A 22,728-nucleotide genomic window follows, 5' to 3' on the forward strand; every position below is an offset into this window, starting at 1 on the left:
TCCCCAGGTTATGACGTTTCAATTTTCTCCGACTGCGAGAGATAATGTCAGGCATCTGGCGCATTTATCGCCTCAAGGATACCGTGTAAGCATTGTTGCCTTTGGGCAAATGTTATCCTACGGCCAGCTCTGTCAATTTCCCATTTGAGGCACTTTGCTGCGCGCCCATCGGCAGTTTGCTAAGCTCACTCCATCATCCTGATCGGCAATTGCATGCATAAACGATCTCTTTCCTTGAGGTAGAAAAATGAAGAACCTTTTTGTGGCGTGTTTTGCAGCCATTCTCCTGGCTGGCTGTGCAACAGGAGATGGCATGCCACCGGCTACCGGCAATACACAATTCACGGTGACGGCACGTTCCTATGACGAAGTCTGGACTGCCGCTATCCGCAGCGTTACCCGCAGTCTGACGATCATCGACGAAAGCAAAATAGCCGGTCGCATCCGCGCAAAGAGTAACGCTGGTTTGATGTCCGGCGACGATGTGGTCGGCGTGTTTATATCGCCAGCGGGACGCAATGCGTCGTCGTACACCATTGAAGTGCAAAATTTGATGCGATCAAGGGGATTGATAAGTGGGCCCGGACCAGACTGGACCCGCAATATTGTGGCTAGCATTAAAGCCGAATTGGCAAATATGGCCCCCAGCGGCCCCGTTTCTGTTAAAGATTCGCTAAGCCCATCGGAAGAAATTCTCACAATGCCTGCGCCTGATGGTCCACGCCCAACCGGTCCGATCAAAAGCGGTGAATTGTCAGCTCAGGTAGAACAATTGGCGCGACAAAGCGGTTGTGTGCCAATCGGTCGCGCTAAGTTGATTGCCAAGACACCGGGGGTTGAGACATACCAGACTAGCTGTCAGAATAGCCAACAAGCGTTGTTCAAATGCGAAATGCGTCAGTGTCGGCGGTTGGACTAAACTCGGGCTGGACTAATCCTAGGGGAAACCAATTATGAAGACAGTATTAGCTATGTTGGTATTGTGCTCTCTGCTGGCCAGTTGCTCAGCAGTCAATTTCCGCTGCGATGATCCCGATGCGCGACCAGCGTCGTGCAAATAGAAATAACGTCGAAAGAGCGAAGAAATAAAGCGCTGGAATAATAGATGCCTGCGGGACGATCTGGCAGACATCTATTTGCATAAAGTTCGCTGAGCGAATGCCGTGAATTGGCAATAACGCACCAATAACGCTTTATATTCCAGATACGCACGGACATGCGCAAGGTGGAGTATGTATGCGGCGATACTGAATAAATATGCGCCGTGGTCTAGGGTTTATGGAGACCCTGCCAACTGCGAGGACCACCATCACCATGGCGATCATCGAAGCGCCTTAAAAGCGCTTCGCGCACGTTTTCTGAAAGACTGGGGTATTTGTCGCCGTGCTCAATTGCCGCGTATTCTTCGCCGGCCTTGCTGAGATCATCTGAAACGTGGAAACCGGCCACGAACTCTTGCTCCCATTGTTCCGTCACCTTCTGCACCAACGCGACACGCCCTGAATGACTTAACAGCCCAAACTCGTCCGAGCCAGCGTTAATCTTTTGTACCGTGTCGGTCAATCCTTCTTCGGTCAATGGGGCTTTAGTAAACTCTTTTACTGCATGTGAGCCGCTAGTCTTCGTCATTTCACTCTCCTTGGTCAGGTGATGCGATGGTAGACGTTCGCTATTTCAAAGATCATGATCCGTTTTTAAAAATGGACCTAGCGTGACGCCAAAGGTGACATCTGGCATGCGTGATATCAATCAACTCCAATCTCAAGATATCACCTTATTTTGCCGATGCCGGTTCAAGCTCCTTGCGACGTCGGATGCACGTTTAGGCATCCGATGGGGTAAAAAATCGTGGCTGCATTTCTTCCAGACCAAGTGTCTGCAGCACTTCCTGCAGCCTTTGAATAGGGCGTTTGCGTGGCAAATTCTGATACGTGGCGATGATCAATTCATTCTTCATCGAATGCTCCCAACCCACTAATTCAGTCACGTTAACCTGATATCCATGCGCTTCCAATTGAAGACACCGTAACACGTTCGTGATTTGACTACCGAATTCACGCGTATGCAATGGATGCCGCCAAATTTCTGTCAGCGCTTCTTTCGCCAAAGTCTTTCCCTTATTTTTCTTCAATACAGACGCTACTTCCGCCTGACAACAAGGAACCAACACCATAAACCGCGCCTGCTTTTTTAAACCGAACTGAATCGCATCGTCAGTCGCGGTGTTACATGCATGCAATGCGGTAACTATATCTACACGGGCTGGCAGCAGCGGTGACTCGGTGGATTCAGCAACCGACAAATTCAAAAAGGACATCCCGGGAAATGCCAGCCTCTGTGCTAATTCTTGCGATTTTTTGACCAGTTCTTCCCGCGTTTCTATCCCGAAAATATGCGAACCATCGGTCAACGTCTTAAAAAACAGATCGTACAAAATAAATCCCAGATAAGATTTACCTGCGCCATGATCAACCAGTTGGATGCCGTGTTCTTTCTGGACGGCCTGCAATAGCGGTTCAATAAACTGAAAAAGATGATTCACCTGCTTAAGCTTGCGGCGGCTATCCTGATTTAACTTCCCCTCACGAGTCAGGATATGCAATTCTTTTAACAATTCAATCGATTGCCCAGGCCGGACTTCGTGCTTAAGCTGTGATTGATTATTGGATGCGGATTCTTGCTTGATGCTGTTCATTTAATTCTAATTTCCTGGCAGCCTGATACGGCGATTGTGCGGTGATTGCCCGTAAGTATAGCGATTTCGGGGCAACGGGTGCCAGCAACATAGTTACTTCATTGTTGGATTCGGTGCCTTTGCAGGGCGTCCGCCAAGATTCCTGATGCTATCCCGGCCGTGGCGGAGCAATTAACGCTCCCCTACTTCACAGTCTCATCACAACACAAACGCACGTATCAGTTTTTGATTCAGCCAGTTACCTGAGGCGATCTCTGCACTATTAAGCAGATATATCGCCGTCAGATTTAGAAAAGTGACGCATTACAGCGGCAAATCCAAAAACTGCTAAATGACAAGAACACACACTTCACCGTTTGCATCAATTTCACGAATTTCTATTCCCCCGCAGGTATAACGCCCCAATTCGACGTCGTTACGCAGGCCCATTTTTTTCATTGCAGATGTTTTCTGTAACGCAATCGTTTTAATGCTTTTGCACAGTCGCACGGCTATCTGCTGAATGGTGTAACCCTCTGCATACATCCTTAATACTTCGGCTTCGCGTCGAGTAGGCATTCTTCCGACCGGACCGGAACGCAAAATTTCGCGTACCGAATTACCGATATAACGCGAATTTCTTGCGGCGCAGTCGATGGCCTGTCGGATGTCGGCAACGTCATCATTCATATGCAAAATGCCGTCTACGCCGCTTTTGATGATCTGATACAACACAGCAGGCATCATATTCATCGTAAAAACAATTAAAAATATCCTGGGAAAATGCCGCTTAACGTACGACAACAAAGTAAAGCCATCGGCCATATTCTGCATCGACATGGATATATCCATGATGACGATAGTACATCTGGTGTCATGTAATCGCGCCAATAGCTGGTCGCTCGATGTTGCTACTGCTGCCACCGAAAGGTCCGGACAGCGGTCAACGTATCCTCGCATACCGCAAATAATGATGGGATGAATGTCTGCCAAAATGATCGAATGCAATCTCGTCTCCTTAAAATAAAACGATGAGAATCAAAGGTCAAATTGATTCTTCGAATAAATATCAAACGGATAATATTTTCAACTTCGACCTATGTCCGATTTGATAATTTTTTTTCAAGGAGTTAGATTAGGGTATAGATATAGCCTAGCGGTATAAGAACATTCTCAAAATAGCGGAGACATTTCTATTTATTGCAATTCTTATCGATATTTTAAGAAATATCTGTATTCCGTTGACGGAATTTGGGGAGAGAGTCTCCGCGAAACTTCGTTTTTTACGCGACATTCATGCTGTCCCGATTCGAAGCCAGACGGATTTATCCAGATTGATATACCAACGAACGGGCAGTCAGATTCAATGCAAGAAAAGTCAGATCAAATATCGACCGGATCGACCTCCAATGACCATTTAGCACGCGTCTTGATCGCACGTAAAACGGCCAGCCAATCGGTCAGAAAAGCCTGTAATGCCGGTCGCGACGAGCATTCAATCAGCAACTGAGCACGATCCACGTTTGCCACCCGCGTCATGGTCATTGGAATAGGATCGTGCATCGTAATTCCGCCGTGTTCCAGACAAGTTGCCGCCTGTTGCAAAAACGCAATCGCGGTTTCCAGCTCTTTCGCCTCAGCGCGCAATAACGCCTGATAGATATAAGGTGGCAAATGGGCCTGCTGGCGCTCCTCCAGCAGCGCGCTGGCGAAATGATCGTAATCATGGGCGATGACAGCAGAATATAAAGGATGTTGCGGATAGCGAGTCTGAATCAACACTTCACTGGCACTGCCGCCCTCTTTTTGCGCAGCACGTCCTGCCCGGCCAGCAACCTGCATTAACTGTGCAAACAGGCGTTCACTGGCGCGATAGTCGTGGGAAAACAGTGCGGTGTCCGGGTTTAGAATGCCGACCAGTGTCAGATTTTTGAAATCATGCCCTTTTGCTACCATCTGGGTGCCGATCAAAATGTCCACCTCGCCCCGATGCACACTATCAAACGCGCTCTGGGCGCTGCCCTTGCGGCGCGTCGAGTCGGCATCAATCCGCAACACGCGTGCCTCTGGAAACATCGCCCGCAAGCCCTCTTCCAGTCGCTGCGTGCCGCGCCCTAGAGGTTGCAAATCGACATTACCGCAGGTCGGACAGGATTTGGGAATGCGCAACTCCAAACTGCAATGATGGCACCGCAAACGATGTTCAGGCTTATGCAGCACCATGAACGCCGTGCAACGCGTACAGTTGCTGACCCAACCGCAGGCGTCGCAGGCAATTACCGGCGCATAACCGCGACGGTTCAGGAACAATAGCGATTGCTCGCCACGTTGCAGACGCAGCTTCAAAGCGCTAATCAACGTCGAGGTCAGGCCCTCGGTCGGCTTGTCATGTTCCATATTTACCAGCCGCACCGCTGGCAATACCGCATTGGTGACCGCGCGCTGGCGTAACTCAAGTTTGCGATAGCGTCCTGACTGTGCGTGATGCCAGGTTTCCAGCGACGGCGTGGCCGACCCCAGAACGATGGGAATCCCTAGTTGATGAGCACGCCATACGGCCAGATCACGCGCCGAATAACGCAAGCCCTCTTGCTGCTTATAAGAGGGATCGTGTTCTTCATCGATGACGATCAGACGCAAATACGGCAGAGACGCCAACACCGCCAGACGCGTTCCCAAAATGATGCGCGCTTGCCCGAGATGGGCGGCAAGCCAATGGCGCATACGTTCGCCCTCGGCCAGACCGCTGTGCAACGTCGCCACCATCACGCCGGGAAAACGGGCGCGAATATTCCCCTCCAATTGCGGCGTCAGATTGATTTCAGGGACCAGAATCAAAATTTGCGCGGGATTGCTTTCGCTGCTGCTAGTACTTTGGGCGAGAATTTTAGCGGCCGCCTGTAAATACACCTCGGTTTTGCCGCTGCCAGTCACGCCGTACAACAACGTCGGCGCAAACCCGGTTGCACCGGCGATAGCGTCGGCAGCTAATTGTTGCGAAGAATTTAAAGGTGGTACATCAATCGGCGTGGCGTCGTGCAATGTGGCCAACGTGTGCAGTTTTTTTAATCCACGATCCAACGCCACCGTTGTCAGCGCCCGGAGATTTTTTGGTAAGCCCGGTAACGCGACTTCACCCAAAGGCCGCTGATAATAATCAGCGGCAAACTGGCATAGCGCCAACCACTGTGGTGAAAGTGGCGGCAACTGATGCCGCACGGCTTGCACATCTTTTAATTTTGCCTCTGGGACATCGCTATGGCTGCTACTGCCCACGATCATGCCCATCACCTCACGCCGACCAAACGAAAGCTGCACAAGCTGTCCCGTCTGCGGGAGAGCCTCGGACGCATCGGCTGGCTGCCAGCGATAGTCAAAGCTACTGTCAAGGGGGGTGTCGAGGACTACCTGAAGAATGCATTGTTTCACGAAGTTAAAGTGAATCCTGAGGAAAGTAGCTAACTGCCGGTTTCATAAGCGCTTTTAAAACTATCCACAGCTTCTGTGGATAACTTTGTGGATAACATCGACTTGACAGCCGCAAACGCACTATTTACGCGGTACTTGATGAAATGCACAAACTGAGAGCAAAAAATAAATTGTTTAAAATCAATGACTTACAAAACACTTAGATCACTAAAAAAATATTTTAATTTATTTATCCCAGCGTTACTTCAACATGGAATATGTGCACAAGTCCTTATTTCTCTCACGTAAAACAAGCAGGACTAGGGAAAAATTGCAAGTAAAAATATCGCATATGAATAGCCAGGTAAAAAATTAACCATGCTCACATAGCTAAAAACCAACAATTTCTTTTATCGTCCTGCGCTTCCTCACTTCATGCAAAACGTGAAGAAGCGCCATAAGTATAGGTTTCATAAGCACTTTTTAAATTACCCACAATGCCTGTGGATAACTTTGTGGGTAACCCCCTCAAAAACCGCCTCAGGCCCATTGCCCGCGCCGTTCTTAACAGAACGCCCAAAGTAAGTGCAAAAAATAAGTTCTTAAAATTCAATGACTTACAATTCTTTAAAAGCAATAAATCCCAAATATTTATATTACAAATTTCTGCAATGCAACAAATTAATATTGTGCATAACTGACGCAATATCACCAAGATTATGTGGTAAGGCAAGACCGGTTATAGCCAAACTTGCAACCAGAACGGTGTTTTGCCCGGATGGCAGCAAACAGGCAAAGAAATGTCAATCCGGCTAAATATGGGATAGAAATCGGGCGAATAGGCGCTAGCAAGCACCAGAATGCCGATGCCCGCCGTGGTTGACGCTTGCTCAACGCATTTTGCGACTAATCTCGTGTACGGCTTCCACCATTGCTGCGACCGATTCCGGCGGCGTGAACTGAGAAATACCGTGGCCCAGATTGAATACGTGACCATGACCAGCGCTCGGCGCACCGTACACGCCTAACAATCGCGCCACTTCCGCGCGAATCTGCGCCGGTTCCGAGAACAACACCACAGGATCGAGATTGCCCTGTAGCGCCACTTTATGCCCGACGCGTGCACGCGCCTCAGCCAGATTCACGGTCCAATCCAAACCAACCGCATCAGCGCCGATATCCGCGATTTGTTCCAGCCACAAGCCGCCACCTTTAGTAAAGACGATTGCGGGGATCGGCACGCCATCCTTTTCACGCTTGAGCTGTCCCATCACCTGACGCATGTAATCCAGCGAAAACGCTTGATACGCGCCATCCGCCAATGCGCCGCCCCAGGTATCGAAAATCATCACGGCCTGCGCCCCAGCATCGATTTGTGCGTTCAAATACGTCGCCACGGCCGCAGCATTGATACTCAGAATGTGGTGCATCAGGTCTGGACGGTTATACAACATTGACTTTACCGTACGGAAATCATCCGAGCCGCCGCCCTCGACCATGTAGCAAGCCAGCGTCCACGGGCTGCCAGAAAAACCAATCAACGGCACTCGGCCATCCAACTCGGTGCGGATTTGCGTTACGGCATTGAAAACGTAGTCAAGACTGCCCATTTCCGGCGCTGCTAATGCCATTACCGCTTTTTCGTCGCGCAAAGGCCGTGAAAACTTCGGTCCTTCACCATCGGCAAAGTACAGCCCTAGTCCCATAGCATCGGGAACCGTCAGAATGTCCGAAAACAAAATCGCCGCATCCAGCGGAAAGCGATCCAATGGTTGCAGTGTGACTTCGGTAGCGTAATCGGGATTCTTCGCCAGCCCCAGAAAGGACCCGGCGCGTGCGCGCGTGGCACGATACTCAGGCAGATAACGGCCCGCTTGACGCATCAACCACAGCGGCGTGTAGTCTGTCGGCTGACGTAGCAAAGCACGTAAAAAAGTATCGTTCTTGAGAGGAGCAAATTGTGGCATGAGAGGCAGTCCGCGGCTTTTTGGAATTGCGGCATTATCTCATTGTAAACAGCACCTGCGGCATCCAAACATCGCGATCAGGCCTAACTAACGATCCTTGGCTTGGAGAAGATCCCGTGCCACCTTGTTTAAAAATCAACATGCCTGCTCAGCCATCCTGATGCGCAACGACCAGATCATCCAGAAAAGCCTGCATCACATCGCTGCGACTCGCCTGCCGCCGCACCACCATATGCAAGGTCACGTCATAGTGCAGCAATGCCGGATTGAGCGCCGCCAGCAAACCTTGCTGCACCAGCGGTGCCGCAAAATGCGCCGGTAAAAAGCCCAGATGCTGGCCCGACAAAATTAATACCGCGACCGCCTCCATATTGTCAGCCAGCGCCGTCACCTGACCTTGTGCCACGATCCCGCCGGGGCCATCGGCTTCCGGTAACGGATAACTACGCCAGACCCAATCAGCCTCGGCCAATTGCGCTGAAGTCAGCCGTCCCGCCTGCGCAAACAACGGATGATCGGCACCGCAATAGGCCACCTGATGCTCGGTATAGAGCGCGACATAGTCCAAACTAGGCAAACGATGCCAGAAATAGCCAATTCCCACGTCGATCTGACCATTCGTCACCTCCTCCTCAAGTTGCCCGGGTGCCAACACCGAAAGCGCCAGCGTCACCGCTTCATCGCGCTGGCGAAAACGCGCGATTGCCTGACTCAGCCGGGCATTTGCGCTGATCGCCGCGTGGCCGATCAATCCCAGATTCAAGCGTCCCACCAGCTTATGCCCCATCTGGCGCGCATCCAGACAAAAATGATCAACCGTCTGTAGCAAATGTCGGCTTGCCTGCACAAACTGCACACCTTTCGGCGTCAGACTAAATCCCCCCCGACCACGTTCGCAGAGACGAAAGCCCAAGCGCGTCTCCAGCGTTGATAACTGCGTGCTAATTGTTGACTGACTGACATTTAAAGCGCTTTGCGCAGCCGAAATCCCCTCGGCATCCACCACCGACAAGAACACCCGGATAAGACGCAGATCGAGATCGGACAAGGTATTTAACATGGCGAGCTTAAAAAGAGCGGGAAGGATGAATGAACGAGGACGATATCTACATATTACCGCTATAAATATCAATGTTAGCTTTGCATTACAAGCATTTTCATTGAAGTATTTAGTCGCTACTCTTTAGCCAGTCTATTCCGCTGACCACGTAAGTCCTATTTCTTCCTCTTCCCGGAGCCTGCCATGTCAAATACCGCAATCCCTCTCTACCAACCCTTAGGCGGCAACGACATGCCACGCTTCGGCGGCATCGCCACCATGATGCGGCTACCGCATGTTCCCAGCAGCGCCGGGTTGGATGCCTGCTTCGTCGGCGTGCCATTCGATCTTGGTACTTCGAATCGCTCCGGCGCACGTTTCGGCCCACGTCAGATTCGTACCGAATCAGTATTGCTACGGCCCTACAACATGGCAACCCGCGCCGCGCCATTCGATGCTTTGCAGATTGCCGACATCGGCGATGTCGCCATCAATCCCTACAATTTGATGGACTCAATCCATCTGATTGAAACCGCTTATAACAACATCGTCGCCGAAGGCTGCAAGCCCATCACGTTAGGCGGCGACCATACGATTGCGCTGCCGATCCTGCGCGCCCTGCATCGCAAATACGGCAAAATCGGCCTGATTCATGTCGATGCCCACGCCGACGTCAACGACACCATGTTTGGCGAGAAAATTGCCCATGGCACGCCATTCCGCCGCGCAGTAGAAGAAGGCCTGCTGGACTGCGACCGCGTCGTCCAGATTGGCCTGCGCGGCACAGGCTATACCGCCGAGGATTTCGACTGGTGTCGCGATCAGGGTTTCAAAGTAGTTCAGGTCGAAGAATGCTGGGGAAAATCCATGACGCCATTAATGGCAGAAATCCGCACCCGCCTGGCCGGTGGTCCGGTCTATATCAGCTTTGACATCGACGGCATTGATCCCGCCTACGCGCCAGGCACTGGCACCCCGGAAATCGCCGGGCTGACCGTACCGCAAGCATTGGAAATTATCCGTGGTGCGTGGGGTTTGGATATCGTCGGAGCAGACATCGTCGAAGTCGCCCCGCCCTACGATGCGCACGGCACGACAGCGTTACTCGCAGCGAATCTGGCGTTTGAGATGCTGTGCGTTCTTCCGGGCGTGCCGCGTCGGTAAGACTAGCGTCGATGGCACGTATGCCATCGACCAGATCGTTAGCGGGAGGGCGAGATATTTTTGCCCTTTCGTGGGCGGCACTTTAGGCCCGCTCCGGCATCCCAAAAATCACATGCTTAATCTCTTGAAATGCATGCAATCCCCAAGGCCCCAATTCACGCCCGATACTACTTTTTTTCATTCCACCCCACGAAGTTTGCGGAAAAATAACTTGCCCGCTATTCACCCACACCAGACCAACTTGCAGCGCCGCCGAGACCCGTTTAGCGCGAGTCGTATCACCGGTAACTAACGTCGCGACCAAGCCGAATTCACTGTGATTGGCAAGGCGGATCGCTTCTTCCTCATTCTCAAAAGTATTAATGCACAACACCGGCCCAAAAATCTCCTCGCGCCAGATCGCACTATCCAAAGGCACGTCAGTAAACACAGTCGGCATCAAAAAATAGCCTTTTTCAAGACCATCCGGTCGCCCGCCACCGGTTAAGAGCTGCGCCCCGCTTGCCAAGCCTTGCGCAATATAATCCTGCACGCGTCGATATTGCTGGGCGCTGGTAATCGGCCCCATCTGCGTAGCCTCTGCCAGAGGATCGCCAACGACTATCGTGTCTATTCTTTGTTTTAAACGGGCAATAAAATTTTCAGCAATGCTCTTTTCGACTAGCAAACGCGAAGTCGCCGAGCACATCTGACCGCAATTAAAGAAAATTCCACCGCACACAATATCCAATGCCTGTTCGATATCTGCATCGGCAAACACTAACGCCGCCGATTTCCCTCCCAACTCGAGACTGACACCTTTTAGATCATTCGCCGCCGCCTTCATCACCGCACTGCCGACCGCTGTACTGCCGGTGAACGAAACTTTGGCGAGCGCCGAATGCGCCACCAAGGCCGCGCCAACCTCTGTGCCGCTACCGGTAACCAGATTAAACACGCCCGCGGGCAATGCGACCTGATCAATAATCGCTGCCAATGCCAACTCTGGCAATGGCGTGATTTCAGACGGTTTCAGCACCACTGCGCACCCCGCCGCCAATGCCGGTGCGACTTTCCACGCAGTCGTCACCATCGGAAAATTCCACGGCACGATTAGCCCCACCACGCCGCATGGCTCGCGTCGGAGCGTAGCGCGATAGTCAGCGCTCGGCAACGGTACAAGTTGATCCTGTTGCGCATCCAGTTCAACCGCCAGATCAGCGTAATAATGAAAGGTTGCGATAACATCGTCGACATCGATCATCGACTCGCTCAACGGCTTGCCGTTATTCGCTGTTTGCAAGTGCGCCAATTGCGTGCGTTGCGCTGAGACGCCCTCTGCGATAGCGCGTAAATATCCGGCGCGAATCTGCCCCGAAGTTGCGGCCCACCCAGCTTGTGCTGCAACAGCAGCAGCCACCGCTGTATCCACATCAGCCGCGCCAGCCATCGCCACCTCTCCCAAAAATTCTTCAGTGGACGGATTAATGATATTAGCCCGTTGATCGGACTGCGCATTGCACCACTTGCCGCCGATATAAATCTGTGGGCGAGCTACCGCGTGGGAAGTCGTTAAAAGCGTATTTTTCATGGGAATTGTCATCGTTTTTTTACATCAGACTTCTTGCTGCAACCATTCAGATTCCAAAATCTCAATCACCGTTGGGACCTTGGCGCAGACTGCCAATTGCAATGCATCGATCAACTCGGCATGATTGGCGGCATGCGTGGCATGGCACCCAAAACCGCGTGCAATTGCGATGAAATCGGGCGTGTAAATATCGACGCCAACGGGAGTAATATCCCGATTTTCCATATACTTTTTGATCTCGCCATAACCAAAATTATTCCACAATAAAACAATCACCGGCACGTTAGCCTCTACCGCGCTGGCCAGTTCTGGCAGTGTAAATTGCAAGCCGCCATCGCCAATCAAGCAAATAACCGGCGTCCGTCCTGCCCCCAATTTTGCACCGACAGATGCGGGCAACGCATAGCCAAGCGTGCCATAACCAGTGGAAGAGTTAAACCAGCAACGCGGCGTGCTGGCATCGAAAGTAAGGTTGCCTGTGTAGACCGGTTGGGTTGAGTCGCCGACATACACCGCATCCGGCAACGTCGTCGCTACAGTCTGCAAAAACTGCTGCTGCATGCGTGTCGGGCCATCCAGATCTGCGTCAATTTTTTGACGCACGGCGGCTACTCGCGCCGCGCCCCAATCTGGTTCCGTATTTGCAGGCGCTGTCGTCAACGCGCCGGCTTGTAGTAAACCCGTAAGCGCCGCACGCGCATCCGATATCAATGCAATCGACGGCGGATAATTGCGGGTGCATTGTTGCGCATCAATATCCACCCGGATCAGCTTGCCAGCAATCTGAAAACCCCCATCGAAGAACGTGTCATAGTCGGTTTCGCCCAACTCCGTCCCGATCGCCAAAATCACGTCGGCATCCTGAATTAACGCCCGCGTCACGGCAAGCGATTGCGTAGAACCAAGCAACAATGGATGCTGCGCTGGCAGCAACCCTTTGGCATTAATCGTCAACGCTGTCGGCGCTTGCAAACGCTCCGCCAATTGCCTCAATTCAGCCCCCGCCTCCACTGCTCCGCCACCGGCCAGGATTACTGGCCGCCGCGCATGCGCCAACAGCGCTGCCGCTTGCACTATGTCTTGCTGATTCGGCCCCGGACGCGACAAACGCATCGGCAGCGCCATCGAAAGATGCCCGGCTGGCGCGACGATCACATCCAGTGGAATTTCGATATGCACCGGCCGCGGCCGGGCACTATCGAACACCGCGAACGCACGCGCCAATACCTGCGGCAAATCCTCGGCGCACATCAACGTATGAGAAAAAGCAGTAAAGCCTGCAAACACGTTGCGCTGGGATGGCAGTTCATGCAAATTTCCATTGCCATTACCCAATTGATGCCGCGCATTCACACTAGAAATTACTAACATCGGGATCGAGTCGGCATACGCCTGCGCCATCGCCGTCGCGATATTCGTCATGCCGGGACCGGTGATAATGAAACACACACCAGGTTTGCCGGTGACACGGGCATAGCCATCTGCCATAAAGCCCGCGCCTTGCTCATGGCGCGGCGTCACATGCCGCAAGGTAGACGTGGCAAGGCCGCGATACAGTTCTACCGTATGCACACCGGGTATCCCAAACACCAGCTTGACGCCATAGTTTTCAAGTAATTTCACCAGCACTTCGCCACAAGTAACGCCAGAAGGCGATGCAACGGGTGCCGTAGAAGCTACTTTGGGACTATCAAAACGCAGATTTTCGAGAAGATTCATTTTGTTTTCAACGTGTAGAGTTATTCCGATGCCGCTGTTCCAGCACGCGTGCATACCAGGTTAAAGGGAAGCACATGGCGAAATACAACAACGCCACCATGCCGTAAATAGGGAAAGGACGGAACGTCGAATTGGTCAGCATATTGCCGGTTTTAGTCAGTTCAATCAGGCCGATAATGGATGTCAGCGCGGTACTTTTAATCACTTGCACCAGAAAGCCGACCGTCGGCGCAATCGCAATCCGAAATGCCTGCGGCAAAACGATGTGCTGTAGTTGCTGTACTTTGGTCATGCCCAGACTGGCCCCGGCATTCCATTGCCCGCGTGAAATCGCACTAACGCAACCACCCCAGATTTCAACCAGATAAGCGCTGGTATAGAGGGTCAGGGTGACACTGGCCGCAAGCCAGGGTGACACGTCGATGCCCAGCAACGGCAAGCCGAAAAACACCATAAATAGCTGCATCAGCAACGGTGTTCCCTGAAAAATCTCGATATACCATTCGATTGCTTTCTCGAACCATTTGTTGCCAGAAATGCGCAACACCAACAGCGCCAGACCCAGCACGCCACCGCCAACAAACGCAATTAGCGACAACAACACCGTCCAGCGTGCAGCCAACATCAGATTGCTGCCCATATCCCACAAAGTAAATTCGTTCATCGCACCCGTCCTGCAAAAAGCCCGCGCGCCATCCAATTCATCAGGCGGCGCAATACAATCGCCAGCACCAGATAGATCGCGGTGATGACTAAGTAAATTTCGAAAGAGCGGAAATTGCGCGATTGAATATAATTTGCGGCATAGGTCAGATCTGTCACCGAAATCTGTGACACCACCGCCGAACCCAGCATCACAATCAATACCTGACAAGCCAGCGCCGGAAACACTGTAGCGATCGCTTGCGGCAATACAATTGCGCGAAATGCCTGCCGTCGCGTCAAGCCAATCGCCAGCGCCGCCTGATACTGCCCGTGCGCCACAGCTTCGATCCCGGCCCGCACAATTTCAATGGTGTATGCGCCAAGATTAATCGTCATCGCCAACACCGCCGCTTGCATTTCAGATATCTGGATACCCAGACTTGGCAGGCCGAAAAACACAAAAAACAATTGCACGATAAAGGGCGTATTCCGGATCAACTCTACATAGCTGGCAATAGCGGCGCGGCTCCATTTTCCGCCCATCCATTGCAATGCAGCCCCGCCAATACCGATTAACGCACCCAGCACGGTGGAGATTGCGGTCAAGCCAAGCGTGATCGCGATCCCCTTCAGAAGCATGCCCGCATACGGCTGTATGCCGCTGAAATCTAATACATAACCCATGATGGTCTCCGTGCTGATGTCGTCACCGAATGGCGCAACAATCCGTGCTTATAAATCCGTTGGCAGCGGCACCCGCAACCACTTTCTGGAAATTTTATCGAGGCTGCCATCTTTCTTAGCCTGACCAATCGCATCGTTGACTTTTTTCATCAATCGCGGCTCGTTTTTATTTTGTCCAACATGATCCGGCGAGCTAAAAAGTTGAAATTTTTGCTCAAGACTGGCGTTGGGATTTTTCGCCATAATTGTTGCCCCGACATCGTTACCAACCACCATCAACTGCACCTGTCCGGAGAGGAAGGCGGAGATCGCGCCATTCGGATCATCAAAGCGTTTCACGGTAGCGGTGGCTGGCGCGACTTTAGTGATACTCAAATCTTCTAATGTCCCGCGCGCCACGGAAATCGTTTTTCCCGCCAGATCGGCGTCGGCTTTAACGGATATTTTTTTGCCGCCAAACACCGCTAGATAATAGGGCGCATAGGCATCCGAAAAATCGATCACTTTCTCACGCTCGGGTGTTTGTCCCACCGACAGCAATAAATCAACTTTACGTCCGGCCAGATACGCCATACGGTTATCGCCGGTAACCTGGACCAACTCCACTTTGGCATTCAACGCCTTGCCAAGAATCGCCGCCATATCGATGTCATAACCAAGCGGTTTCATATCCGGGCCTATCGAGCCGAACGGCGGGTAATCCATAAACACGCCGATTTTTACCGTTCCGGATTTGGCAATATTGTTAATCACATCGGCTTGACTTGGCGCTGCGTGCAACATGCCTGCACACAGCAATAACGCGCCACTGACTTTGGATAAACGGCGACCGATGGTGATGATGGTGCTAGGTAAGATGAACATGTCAAAGTCCTTTTAGGTAAATTGCGGAAAAATTAATATAAATGATATAAATAATTTATTGCAAACGGGGCGTGGCATCGATCAATTTGCAGGATTGCGGCGGCAGTCGCGCCACCACCGACATCCCCAGCATTAATCCTGGCACATCACGTGGGCTGGCAGCAATTGTCAATTCGAAACCGCTGCAATTAATCGTCGCTTCGAGCGACGAACCAACATCCCGGATAAACGACACCTCGCCCGCAATGCAGTTTTCTGTCGCACGGTTTTCTTGATCCATTTGCAGACAAACATCTTCGGGACGTATCAATAAACGGATTTCCTGTCCTAACGCGAAACTGCGCGTAGGCTTATCCGTACTCTGTATCTGAATCTGCTGACCGCCTGCCAATTGAACGCAATTCAGCCCGCTTGGTTGCGCCTCCAGAATATTTCCCAAACCGATAAAATCTGCCACGAATTCATTGACAGGATTCCGATACACTTCCAGCGGTGTGCCGATTTGCGCAATCCGACCATGCTCCATGACCACGATCACATCGGCCATCGTCATCGCCTCGCGCTGATCGTGGGTGACCATGATCGCTGTGATGCCTAACCGTTGTTGCAGTTGCCTGATTTCGACCTGCATCGCTTCGCGGAGTTTGGCATCCAACGCCGATAACGGCTCATCCAGCAGCAATAATTTTGGTGCCGACGCCAGCGCTCTTGCGATTGCGACCCGTTGCCGCTGACCGCCGGACAACTGCGCAACCGGGCGATTGGTCATGTGCTGCAACTGAATCAACTGCAACAATTCACTGACGCGTTTTGCCTGTCCTGCCTTGTCAACGCCGCGCAATTTCAGTGGGTATGCAATATTCGCCGCTACCGTCATGTGCGGAAACAACGCCAGCGACTGAAATACCATGCCGAAATCACGTTCGCAGGCAGGCACATCGGTCAAATCGCGATCGGCCATGCGCATGCGTCCGCTTGTGGGTATTTCCAAGCCGGCAATCATACGCAGCAAGGTTGTTTTTCCACACCCTGACGGCCCCAGAAAGCAGACCATTTTTCCTTCAGGAATCGTCAAATTGATATTTTTGACGACTTGCGTGACGCCCGCCCCGGTGCCAAATTCTTTGCATATATTTTCAATGACTAAACTGTTGCTCATGGCCGTTCTCCGTACTGTATTTTTGGTTAAAGCGAATATTAAGGAAGATATTTATAGCGATACACCCTCATCGCCGACCAGTTTTTCCAGTAACCAGATTAGGATAAAGTCAATCAACACGATAAACACCGCAAACGAAAACACGGTTGGGTCTAACGAAGATACGGTGCGGCTATATAACCAGACCGGCAACGTCATGCTGTTGATGTCATACAAGAAAAACGTCACAGTGAATTCGTTAAAGGACACGATAAATGCAAATAACATCCCGGCCAATATCCCCGGACGCATTTGCGGCAAGACCACGTCAATCATCGCCCGCAACGGACTAGCGCCCATCAGAAAAGCAGCTTCTTCGTATTCCGGCCCTATCCCGGCAATCGATGCAGAGCAGTTTTTAACAGCAAAAGGCAACGCCAGAATTACATGCGCGATCACCAGCCGAAACAAGCCAAGCTCCACCGGTAAATAGTTAAATACCAGCAGCAGTGAAATCCCCAGCATCACCAACGGATACACCATTGGCAGCGCGATAAATTGCTCGACAATGCTTTTCCCAGGGAAATCGAAACGATGCAACGCATAAGCGGCAGGAATCGAAATTGCGGCGGCGATAAACATGGTCGTGACCGCCACCATCAGGCTAGTGCCCAGCGCCTGTCCCATCGATAAAACATCGCTACTTTCCGGCGAAACAAACGTCTGCCACGCGGAGCGATACCATTGCAGGCTATAACCGGAAGGCGGAAACGCCAGCGTATCCGAGGCGCTGAAAGACATCACAATCATGGTGATAATCGGCATGGCCGCCAGCAGTAAAACAGCGCCTGCCAGCCAGCCGGTCATGCGAGTTAGCTGACCGGGCAAAATCCGCGGACGGTGACTAAATGATAGTGCTTTCATGATGCGCTCCCGACGATGCGCTGTGAACGCTGGACCAACTTTTGCGATACCGCCATCACGGCCAGCGTCGCCACCATCAATGCAATCCCACTTGCCGACGCGCCGGACCAGTTCAACAAAGGCGCAATCTGATCGCGCACCAGCACTGCCAGCATATTCACGCGACGACCGCCCAGCAGCAACGGCACCGCAAAGGCGCTGGCGTTATAAGCGAATACGAGTAATGCGCCCGAGAGAATGCCCGGCATTGCCATCGGTAGCAGAATATGACGCATGATTTGCCAGCGATTTGCGCCTAGCGTGGCGGCGGCTTCTTCATAGGTGCCAGACACCGCCTTCATGGCGCTCGCCATCGGTAACACTGCTAAGGGAAAGGCGGTCTGGATTAAGCCCAGCAACACGCCGTTTTCGCGGTACAGCCATTGAATCGGCCGCTGCACGATGCCAAGTGACAGCAAGGTATTATTGAGCACACCGGCAGGGCCAAGAATAATCAGCCAGCCGTAGCTTTGCAGCAGTAAATTGACTAGCAGCGGCAGCAACACCCCCGTCAACAATAATCGCTGTGCTAATTTGGATTTAGCGCGGGCCATCGCAATGGCGACCGGAATCGCCAGCAAGACGGCGAAGACGGTGCTCTGAAATGCCAGTCGCATGGTTAGCAGAGCCGATTTGACGTAATACGGCTTGATCAGATCGGCATAGCTGGTGAGTGAAAACCCATGCCATTCATCGCCATTAGTGCCGACGCTCATGCGCAATACGGCCAGTGCCGCCGCTGCCAGTACTGCTAAAAATAGCATTACTGGCAGCAACAACAACCATGCGCGGGTGGAGGAGTTGCGTGCCAACATCGCGCTTACGCCGAAAACATTTCGGTATAGCGACGCACCCATTCGCTCTGTACCAAGGCCAACGCTTTGTCATCATGGACCAGAGCTTTGTCGGCAATATGACGCGCACTTGGGACGAAGCGACTACCGTCAGCCGAAACGATCGCCTTCGAGTTGACCGGGCCATTCAGTACATCGGCCGCCATTTTTCCTTGTACCAACGGATCGAGCGAATGGTTGATAAAAGCATGGATCAAATCTAAATCGCCGGGATGCGATTTAGGGATCACCGTGTACATTAACTGCGCCGCAAAACCTTCTTTCATGTCATAAGTAACCCCCATGTTGTATTCCGGTTTTTTGATGGCGGCAGGAAAGAACGCTGGTGAATAAATCCCACCCAAATCCAAAGCACCCGTCCGGAACAACTCAGCAACCTGATTCGGATTTTCACCCAACATCAGAATACGGTCCTTTAATTGCGCCAGCTTCTGAAATCCTGGAGCGATATTTTTTTGCGAACCGCCGGACATTTGTGCGGCAATAATCGCCAGATCGACTGCCTCGACCCAGCTTGGCGGTGGCAAGAAAATACGACCGCTATATTTGGCGTCCCACAGCGCCTCATGCGTGGTTGGCGCGGCCTTCATCGTCTTGGTGTTATAGATCAAGCCGTCCGTCCATAGCAGGTAACCGACACCAAAGCCATTCGCACCACTGCGATATTGCTCTGGCACATCTTTCAGGTTTGGCAAGCGTGCCAGATCCGGTTGCATCAACAACCCGGCATCGCCCAAACCGTAAGCGCCGACCCCCGCCAGCGTAATCACATCATATTGCGGCTTGTTGCCAGCAGCCTTTAGTTTGGCGACCATGCCAGAAGTCCCATCGGCACGGTCAGCAACGATTTTAGCGCCGGTTTTTGCTGAGAAACTTGCCGCAATATTACGCAAGGCAGCTAAACCCGTATCGTCCGACCAAGTCAGAAAACGTAAGGTTTTGCCGTTGAAGTTCTTTTCTTGTGCACGCACGTTCACAAATGGTGCGGCGATGGTGGATGCGACGATTGTTGCACCAATTGTTTTAATGATTTGGCGTCGCTTAACATTTTCTGGCGATGGGCTTTTATCTAATTCGATATTCGTATTTTGCATGGCTGGCTCCTGCTGCATTAAGTAAACACTGCGTAAAATAACCGGATGTTCTTTTGGACCTAAAACTAATTAGCCTTTAAATGTGCCGTAATGGCACGAGTAAGACGCTGCAAGCACATGCAAAAGGTGTGCCTGATTAAAGCTAAAGGCATTAGTTTTTCTGATGTCTAAGATGATAAAAACTAATGTCGGATGATTTCTCACTAATGGGCGAACGAAACAAACCCGCGTGCTCATTCCTCAGCTTTACTTCTGATAGCAAGGAGGCGGATAGTAGGATGTTGGCGTCGCTGCCAGTGGTGCAGGCAAGGTGGGGATGGCCAGTCGCCCAAGGCCGGTTAGATGTGTCTCGCATCTTGTCTCTCTCATATATAGGAGGAAATAGTTATGTATGTGTCGTCTGTTCCCGTTATGACTACGGGTAACATCGCACGCTTTTATGATGCTCATTCTTATCGTTAGCCGAACGACTGACAATCGAAATATAATCATGCAATCCATGCAAATTGCTGATGGGTCGACTTGGAGCCACTGATGCGCAAATTACCACCTCTTAATGCATTACAAGTATTCGAAACCGTCGCCCGTCATCAAAACATTACGCGCGCGGCGGAGTATCTGTGCCTGACCCAAGGTGCGGTCAGCCGCCAGATATTGATGCTTGAGGAGTACTTCGGATTTCCGCTGTTTTCGCGCCATGCACGCGGTCTGACATTGACAGGCGATGGCGAGGCATTACTGCCGACGGTGCGAGAATGTTTTTCGCGTCTAGAAGAAATTTCGAATCGCTTGACGCGTCAACGTACCGATCTGGCGTTAAAAGTGCCGACCTGTGTGATGCGCTGGATTTACCCGAAAATTATGTCGTTCCAGGCTGAATTCCCGGATATTCAATTACAAGTAACGACCGCCCTGCAGCACAACGTAGATTTTCAACGCGAGTCGTTTGACGCAGCGATTGTGTACGGCGCACCAGCTGGCAAGGAAACCCATTCGTTGTTGTTATTTACCGAGCAGCTGACGCCGATGTGCGCGCCTTCAATGCTGAAGGATAAGCCGGCGCTGCAACCGCAGGATTTAGCGCACCAGACCTTGCTGCACCCCACTCGCGATCATCGGGATTGGGAGATGTGGTTACGCCATGCGGGAGTGGAAAATGTCGATGCCAGCAGTGGTCAAAGTTTTGACACGCTCGATCTGGCCGTGAATGCTGCGGCGCAGGGATTTGGGATGGCGATTGGCGATTGCATGCTCGCCAGTGATGATTTGGAAATGCAGCGTCTGGTCAAACCATTCGACTGCATCATGCCCGGCGAGAGCTATTATTTTGTATATCCGGAAAGCGTCGCGAATCAAGAAAAAGTGACGATTTTCCGGACTTGGATTAGTCAGTATTGCGGCGCTGATGCGCATTGGTCGCAGTAATATTTCTTTGAAAAATGACGTCGCCATCTGCCTCCAAATACGATTCAGTTAAGCAAGATTTCGACACTTCAGGCCGGTGTTTTATCTGTATTAACTGAATCGCAATAGCTTAGATTTAGCGCTATTCACCCGTCGTCATTGCCATGCCGTTGGCGCGTCCCATTGATGCTGACCACAGCGTCAGGCCCAACGCCATTAATACCATCACCAGGCCAAGATAAGGCAACACGGTTAATTGAAAGCCCGCGCCGATGGCGATACCGCCAACCCACGCACCAGTCGCATTGCCGAGATTGAACGCGCCCTGATTCAGCGTCGCCGCCAGATTGGGGGCGGCGCTGGCGCGGTCCACCACCAACGTCTGCAATGGCGGCACGACAGCGAATGCCACCACACCCCAGATGAAAATCGTGACCACTGCCGCGACCGGTGTATGCATCGTTAGCGTAAATACCGTTAGCACAATTGCCAGCGCGACCAGAAAGCCAATCAGCGACGGCAGCAAGCGCCAATCCGCCAATTTACCGCCTACTGCACTACCGACTGTCAGGCCCACGCCAAATACTAGTAATACCAACGTAACGGCGTGCGGAGTCAGTCCTGTGACGTCTTCCAATATCGGTGTGATGTAGGTAAAGACGGAAAATAAACTGGCGGATGCCAGCGCACTGATCGCCAGCACCATCAATACCTGACGATCGGCCAGCACCCGAAATTCTTGCAACAGGCTAGTCTTTTGCATCACGATTTGTTTTGGCAGCCAGAGTGCCAGTGCAATCACGGCCAACACGCCGATGACAGTGACGGCCCAGAAGGTTGAACGCCAGCCGAGCAATTGGCCTAAGGCGGTGCCGAAAGGGACGCCCAATACATTCGCCAGCGTCAATCCGCCAAACATCAGGGCAATCGCCTGCGCCCGACGGTTTGGTGGGACCAGTCCTGCTGCTACCACTGAACCGATGCCGAAGAATGCGCCGTGACAGAACGCAGTGACGACACGCGCGACCATCAGAACGGCGTAATTGGGAGACAGTGCGCAGAGGACGTTGCCGACAATAAACAATCCCATCAAACTGAGCAATGCGTTTCGGCGCGGCATGTTAGCGGTAACAATGGCGATAATAGGGGCACCGATTGTGACGCCTAGCGCGTAGCCGGTTACTAGCATTCCGGCCGCGGGAATCGTCACGCCGAGGTCTCGGGCTACGTTGGGTAACAGACCCATGATGACGAATTCGGTCGTGCCGATACCAAAAGCGGCAACGGCGAGGGCAAATAAAGGTAAGGACATCATGTGAGGATCGATCAGGAAACGGGGTGCGATTGCAGCCACCGAAAGCACGCCAGGAAAATGGTGTAAGGCGTGATTATAACAATGAGGGATGGTTTTTGCTTAGGGGGGCGTTCGGGTGTTGTTTATGACACGGTTGGTGCTCCGTTGATGCTTTGTCGCGGGGGCCGACAGCCAGCCACTTTCTTTTGCTTCAGCTCGGCGCCCCCGCCAAAAGAAAGTAACCCAA

Annotated in this window: 19 protein-coding genes; 3 read left to right on the forward strand and 16 right to left on the reverse strand. The window is 52.0% G+C overall.

Features of this window, described 5'->3' with window-relative positions; translation table 11 throughout:
• Nucleotides 1-313 precede the first annotated feature (313 nt).
• On the forward strand, nt 314-919 hold the full coding sequence (locus tag C7W93_RS18600; RefSeq protein ID WP_108441740.1) for a hypothetical protein: 606 nt from the start codon (nt 314-316) through the stop codon (nt 917-919).
• A 350-nt stretch (nt 920-1,269) separates the two neighbouring features.
• On the opposite strand, the gene C7W93_RS18605 is transcribed toward C7W93_RS18600, so the two are convergent.
• From C7W93_RS18605 to C7W93_RS18630, 6 genes are all read right to left on the reverse strand, one after another.
• Complete coding sequence (locus C7W93_RS18605; RefSeq protein WP_108441741.1) at nt 1,270-1,629, reverse strand: hypothetical protein; 360 nt, start codon at nt 1,627-1,629, stop codon at nt 1,270-1,272.
• 193 nt (nt 1,630-1,822) lie between these two features.
• Complete coding sequence (locus C7W93_RS18610; protein ID WP_108441742.1) at nt 1,823-2,695, reverse strand: SAM-dependent methyltransferase; 873 nt, start codon at nt 2,693-2,695, stop codon at nt 1,823-1,825.
• A 327-nt stretch (nt 2,696-3,022) separates the two neighbouring features.
• On the reverse strand, nt 3,023-3,682 hold the full coding sequence (locus C7W93_RS18615; protein WP_108441743.1) for a response regulator transcription factor: 660 nt from the start codon (nt 3,680-3,682) through the stop codon (nt 3,023-3,025).
• Nucleotides 3,683-4,057: 375 nt separating this feature from the next.
• Nucleotides 4,058-6,103: a primosomal protein N' gene (locus tag C7W93_RS18620; protein ID WP_108441744.1), complete on the reverse strand. Its 2,046-nt coding sequence runs from the start codon at nt 6,101-6,103 to the stop codon at nt 4,058-4,060.
• An 869-nt stretch (nt 6,104-6,972) separates the two neighbouring features.
• Nucleotides 6,973-8,049 carry a uroporphyrinogen decarboxylase gene (gene hemE, locus C7W93_RS18625; protein WP_108441745.1) on the reverse strand — a complete coding sequence of 359 codons (1,077 nt, stop codon included), beginning with the start codon at nt 8,047-8,049 and terminating at the stop codon, nt 6,973-6,975.
• A gap of 148 nt (nt 8,050-8,197) precedes the next feature.
• Complete coding sequence (locus tag C7W93_RS18630) at nt 8,198-9,109, reverse strand: LysR family transcriptional regulator (RefSeq protein WP_108441746.1); 912 nt, start codon at nt 9,107-9,109, stop codon at nt 8,198-8,200.
• 183 nt (nt 9,110-9,292) lie between these two features.
• On the opposite strand from C7W93_RS18630, the gene speB reads away from it, so the two are divergent.
• Entirely contained in the window at nt 9,293-10,252 is a 960-nt protein-coding gene (speB, locus tag C7W93_RS18635) for an agmatinase (protein WP_108441747.1), read from the forward strand.
• An 82-nt stretch (nt 10,253-10,334) separates the two neighbouring features.
• Here speB and C7W93_RS18640 read toward each other — a convergent pair whose 3' ends face one another.
• From C7W93_RS18640 to C7W93_RS18680, 9 genes are read right to left on the reverse strand one after another with little or no spacing between them, the layout of a single operon-like run.
• On the reverse strand, nt 10,335-11,822 hold the full coding sequence (locus C7W93_RS18640; RefSeq protein WP_108441748.1) for an aldehyde dehydrogenase family protein: 1,488 nt from the start codon (nt 11,820-11,822) through the stop codon (nt 10,335-10,337).
• Between the two features lie 24 nt (nt 11,823-11,846).
• Nucleotides 11,847-13,541, reverse strand: coding sequence for a 5-guanidino-2-oxopentanoate decarboxylase (locus C7W93_RS18645; RefSeq protein ID WP_108441749.1), 1,695 nt, complete (start codon nt 13,539-13,541; stop codon nt 11,847-11,849).
• A 7-nt stretch (nt 13,542-13,548) separates the two neighbouring features.
• Nucleotides 13,549-14,205, reverse strand: a complete 657-nt coding sequence (locus C7W93_RS18650; protein WP_108441750.1) for an amino acid ABC transporter permease — start codon at nt 14,203-14,205, stop codon at nt 13,549-13,551.
• Complete coding sequence (locus tag C7W93_RS18655) at nt 14,202-14,870, reverse strand: amino acid ABC transporter permease (protein ID WP_108441751.1); 669 nt, start codon at nt 14,868-14,870, stop codon at nt 14,202-14,204. Before C7W93_RS18655 ends, C7W93_RS18650 begins: the two co-directional genes overlap by 4 nt.
• Before the next feature lie 48 nt (nt 14,871-14,918).
• Complete coding sequence (locus C7W93_RS18660) at nt 14,919-15,734, reverse strand: transporter substrate-binding domain-containing protein (RefSeq protein WP_108441752.1); 816 nt, start codon at nt 15,732-15,734, stop codon at nt 14,919-14,921.
• Between the two features lie 55 nt (nt 15,735-15,789).
• Nucleotides 15,790-16,893: an ABC transporter ATP-binding protein gene (locus C7W93_RS18665; RefSeq protein WP_108441753.1), complete on the reverse strand. Its 1,104-nt coding sequence runs from the start codon at nt 16,891-16,893 to the stop codon at nt 15,790-15,792.
• 51 nt (nt 16,894-16,944) lie between these two features.
• Nucleotides 16,945-17,796, reverse strand: a complete 852-nt coding sequence (locus C7W93_RS18670) for an ABC transporter permease (RefSeq protein ID WP_108441754.1) — start codon at nt 17,794-17,796, stop codon at nt 16,945-16,947.
• A complete protein-coding gene (locus C7W93_RS18675; protein WP_225869932.1) occupies nt 17,793-18,650 on the reverse strand; it encodes an ABC transporter permease in 858 nt (285 codons plus the stop codon). The genes C7W93_RS18670 and C7W93_RS18675 overlap by 4 nt, the downstream gene beginning before the upstream one ends.
• Nucleotides 18,651-18,655: 5 nt before the next feature.
• Nucleotides 18,656-19,783: an extracellular solute-binding protein gene (locus tag C7W93_RS18680; protein WP_108441756.1), complete on the reverse strand. Its 1,128-nt coding sequence runs from the start codon at nt 19,781-19,783 to the stop codon at nt 18,656-18,658.
• Nucleotides 19,784-20,317: 534 nt separating this feature from the next.
• On the opposite strand from C7W93_RS18680, the gene C7W93_RS18685 reads away from it, so the two are divergent.
• On the forward strand, nt 20,318-21,208 hold the full coding sequence (locus C7W93_RS18685; RefSeq protein ID WP_108441757.1) for a LysR substrate-binding domain-containing protein: 891 nt from the start codon (nt 20,318-20,320) through the stop codon (nt 21,206-21,208).
• 121 nt (nt 21,209-21,329) lie between these two features.
• Here the strand turns inward: C7W93_RS18685 and C7W93_RS18690 are convergent, their stop codons facing one another.
• Nucleotides 21,330-22,499: an MFS transporter gene (locus tag C7W93_RS18690; protein WP_108442216.1), complete on the reverse strand. Its 1,170-nt coding sequence runs from the start codon at nt 22,497-22,499 to the stop codon at nt 21,330-21,332.
• Nucleotides 22,500-22,728 lie beyond the last annotated feature (229 nt).

Origin of the sequence: Glaciimonas sp. PCH181 (genome assembly GCF_003056055.1) — a bacterium.
In the GTDB taxonomy this organism is placed as follows: Bacteria; Pseudomonadota; Gammaproteobacteria; order Burkholderiales; family Burkholderiaceae_D; genus Glaciimonas.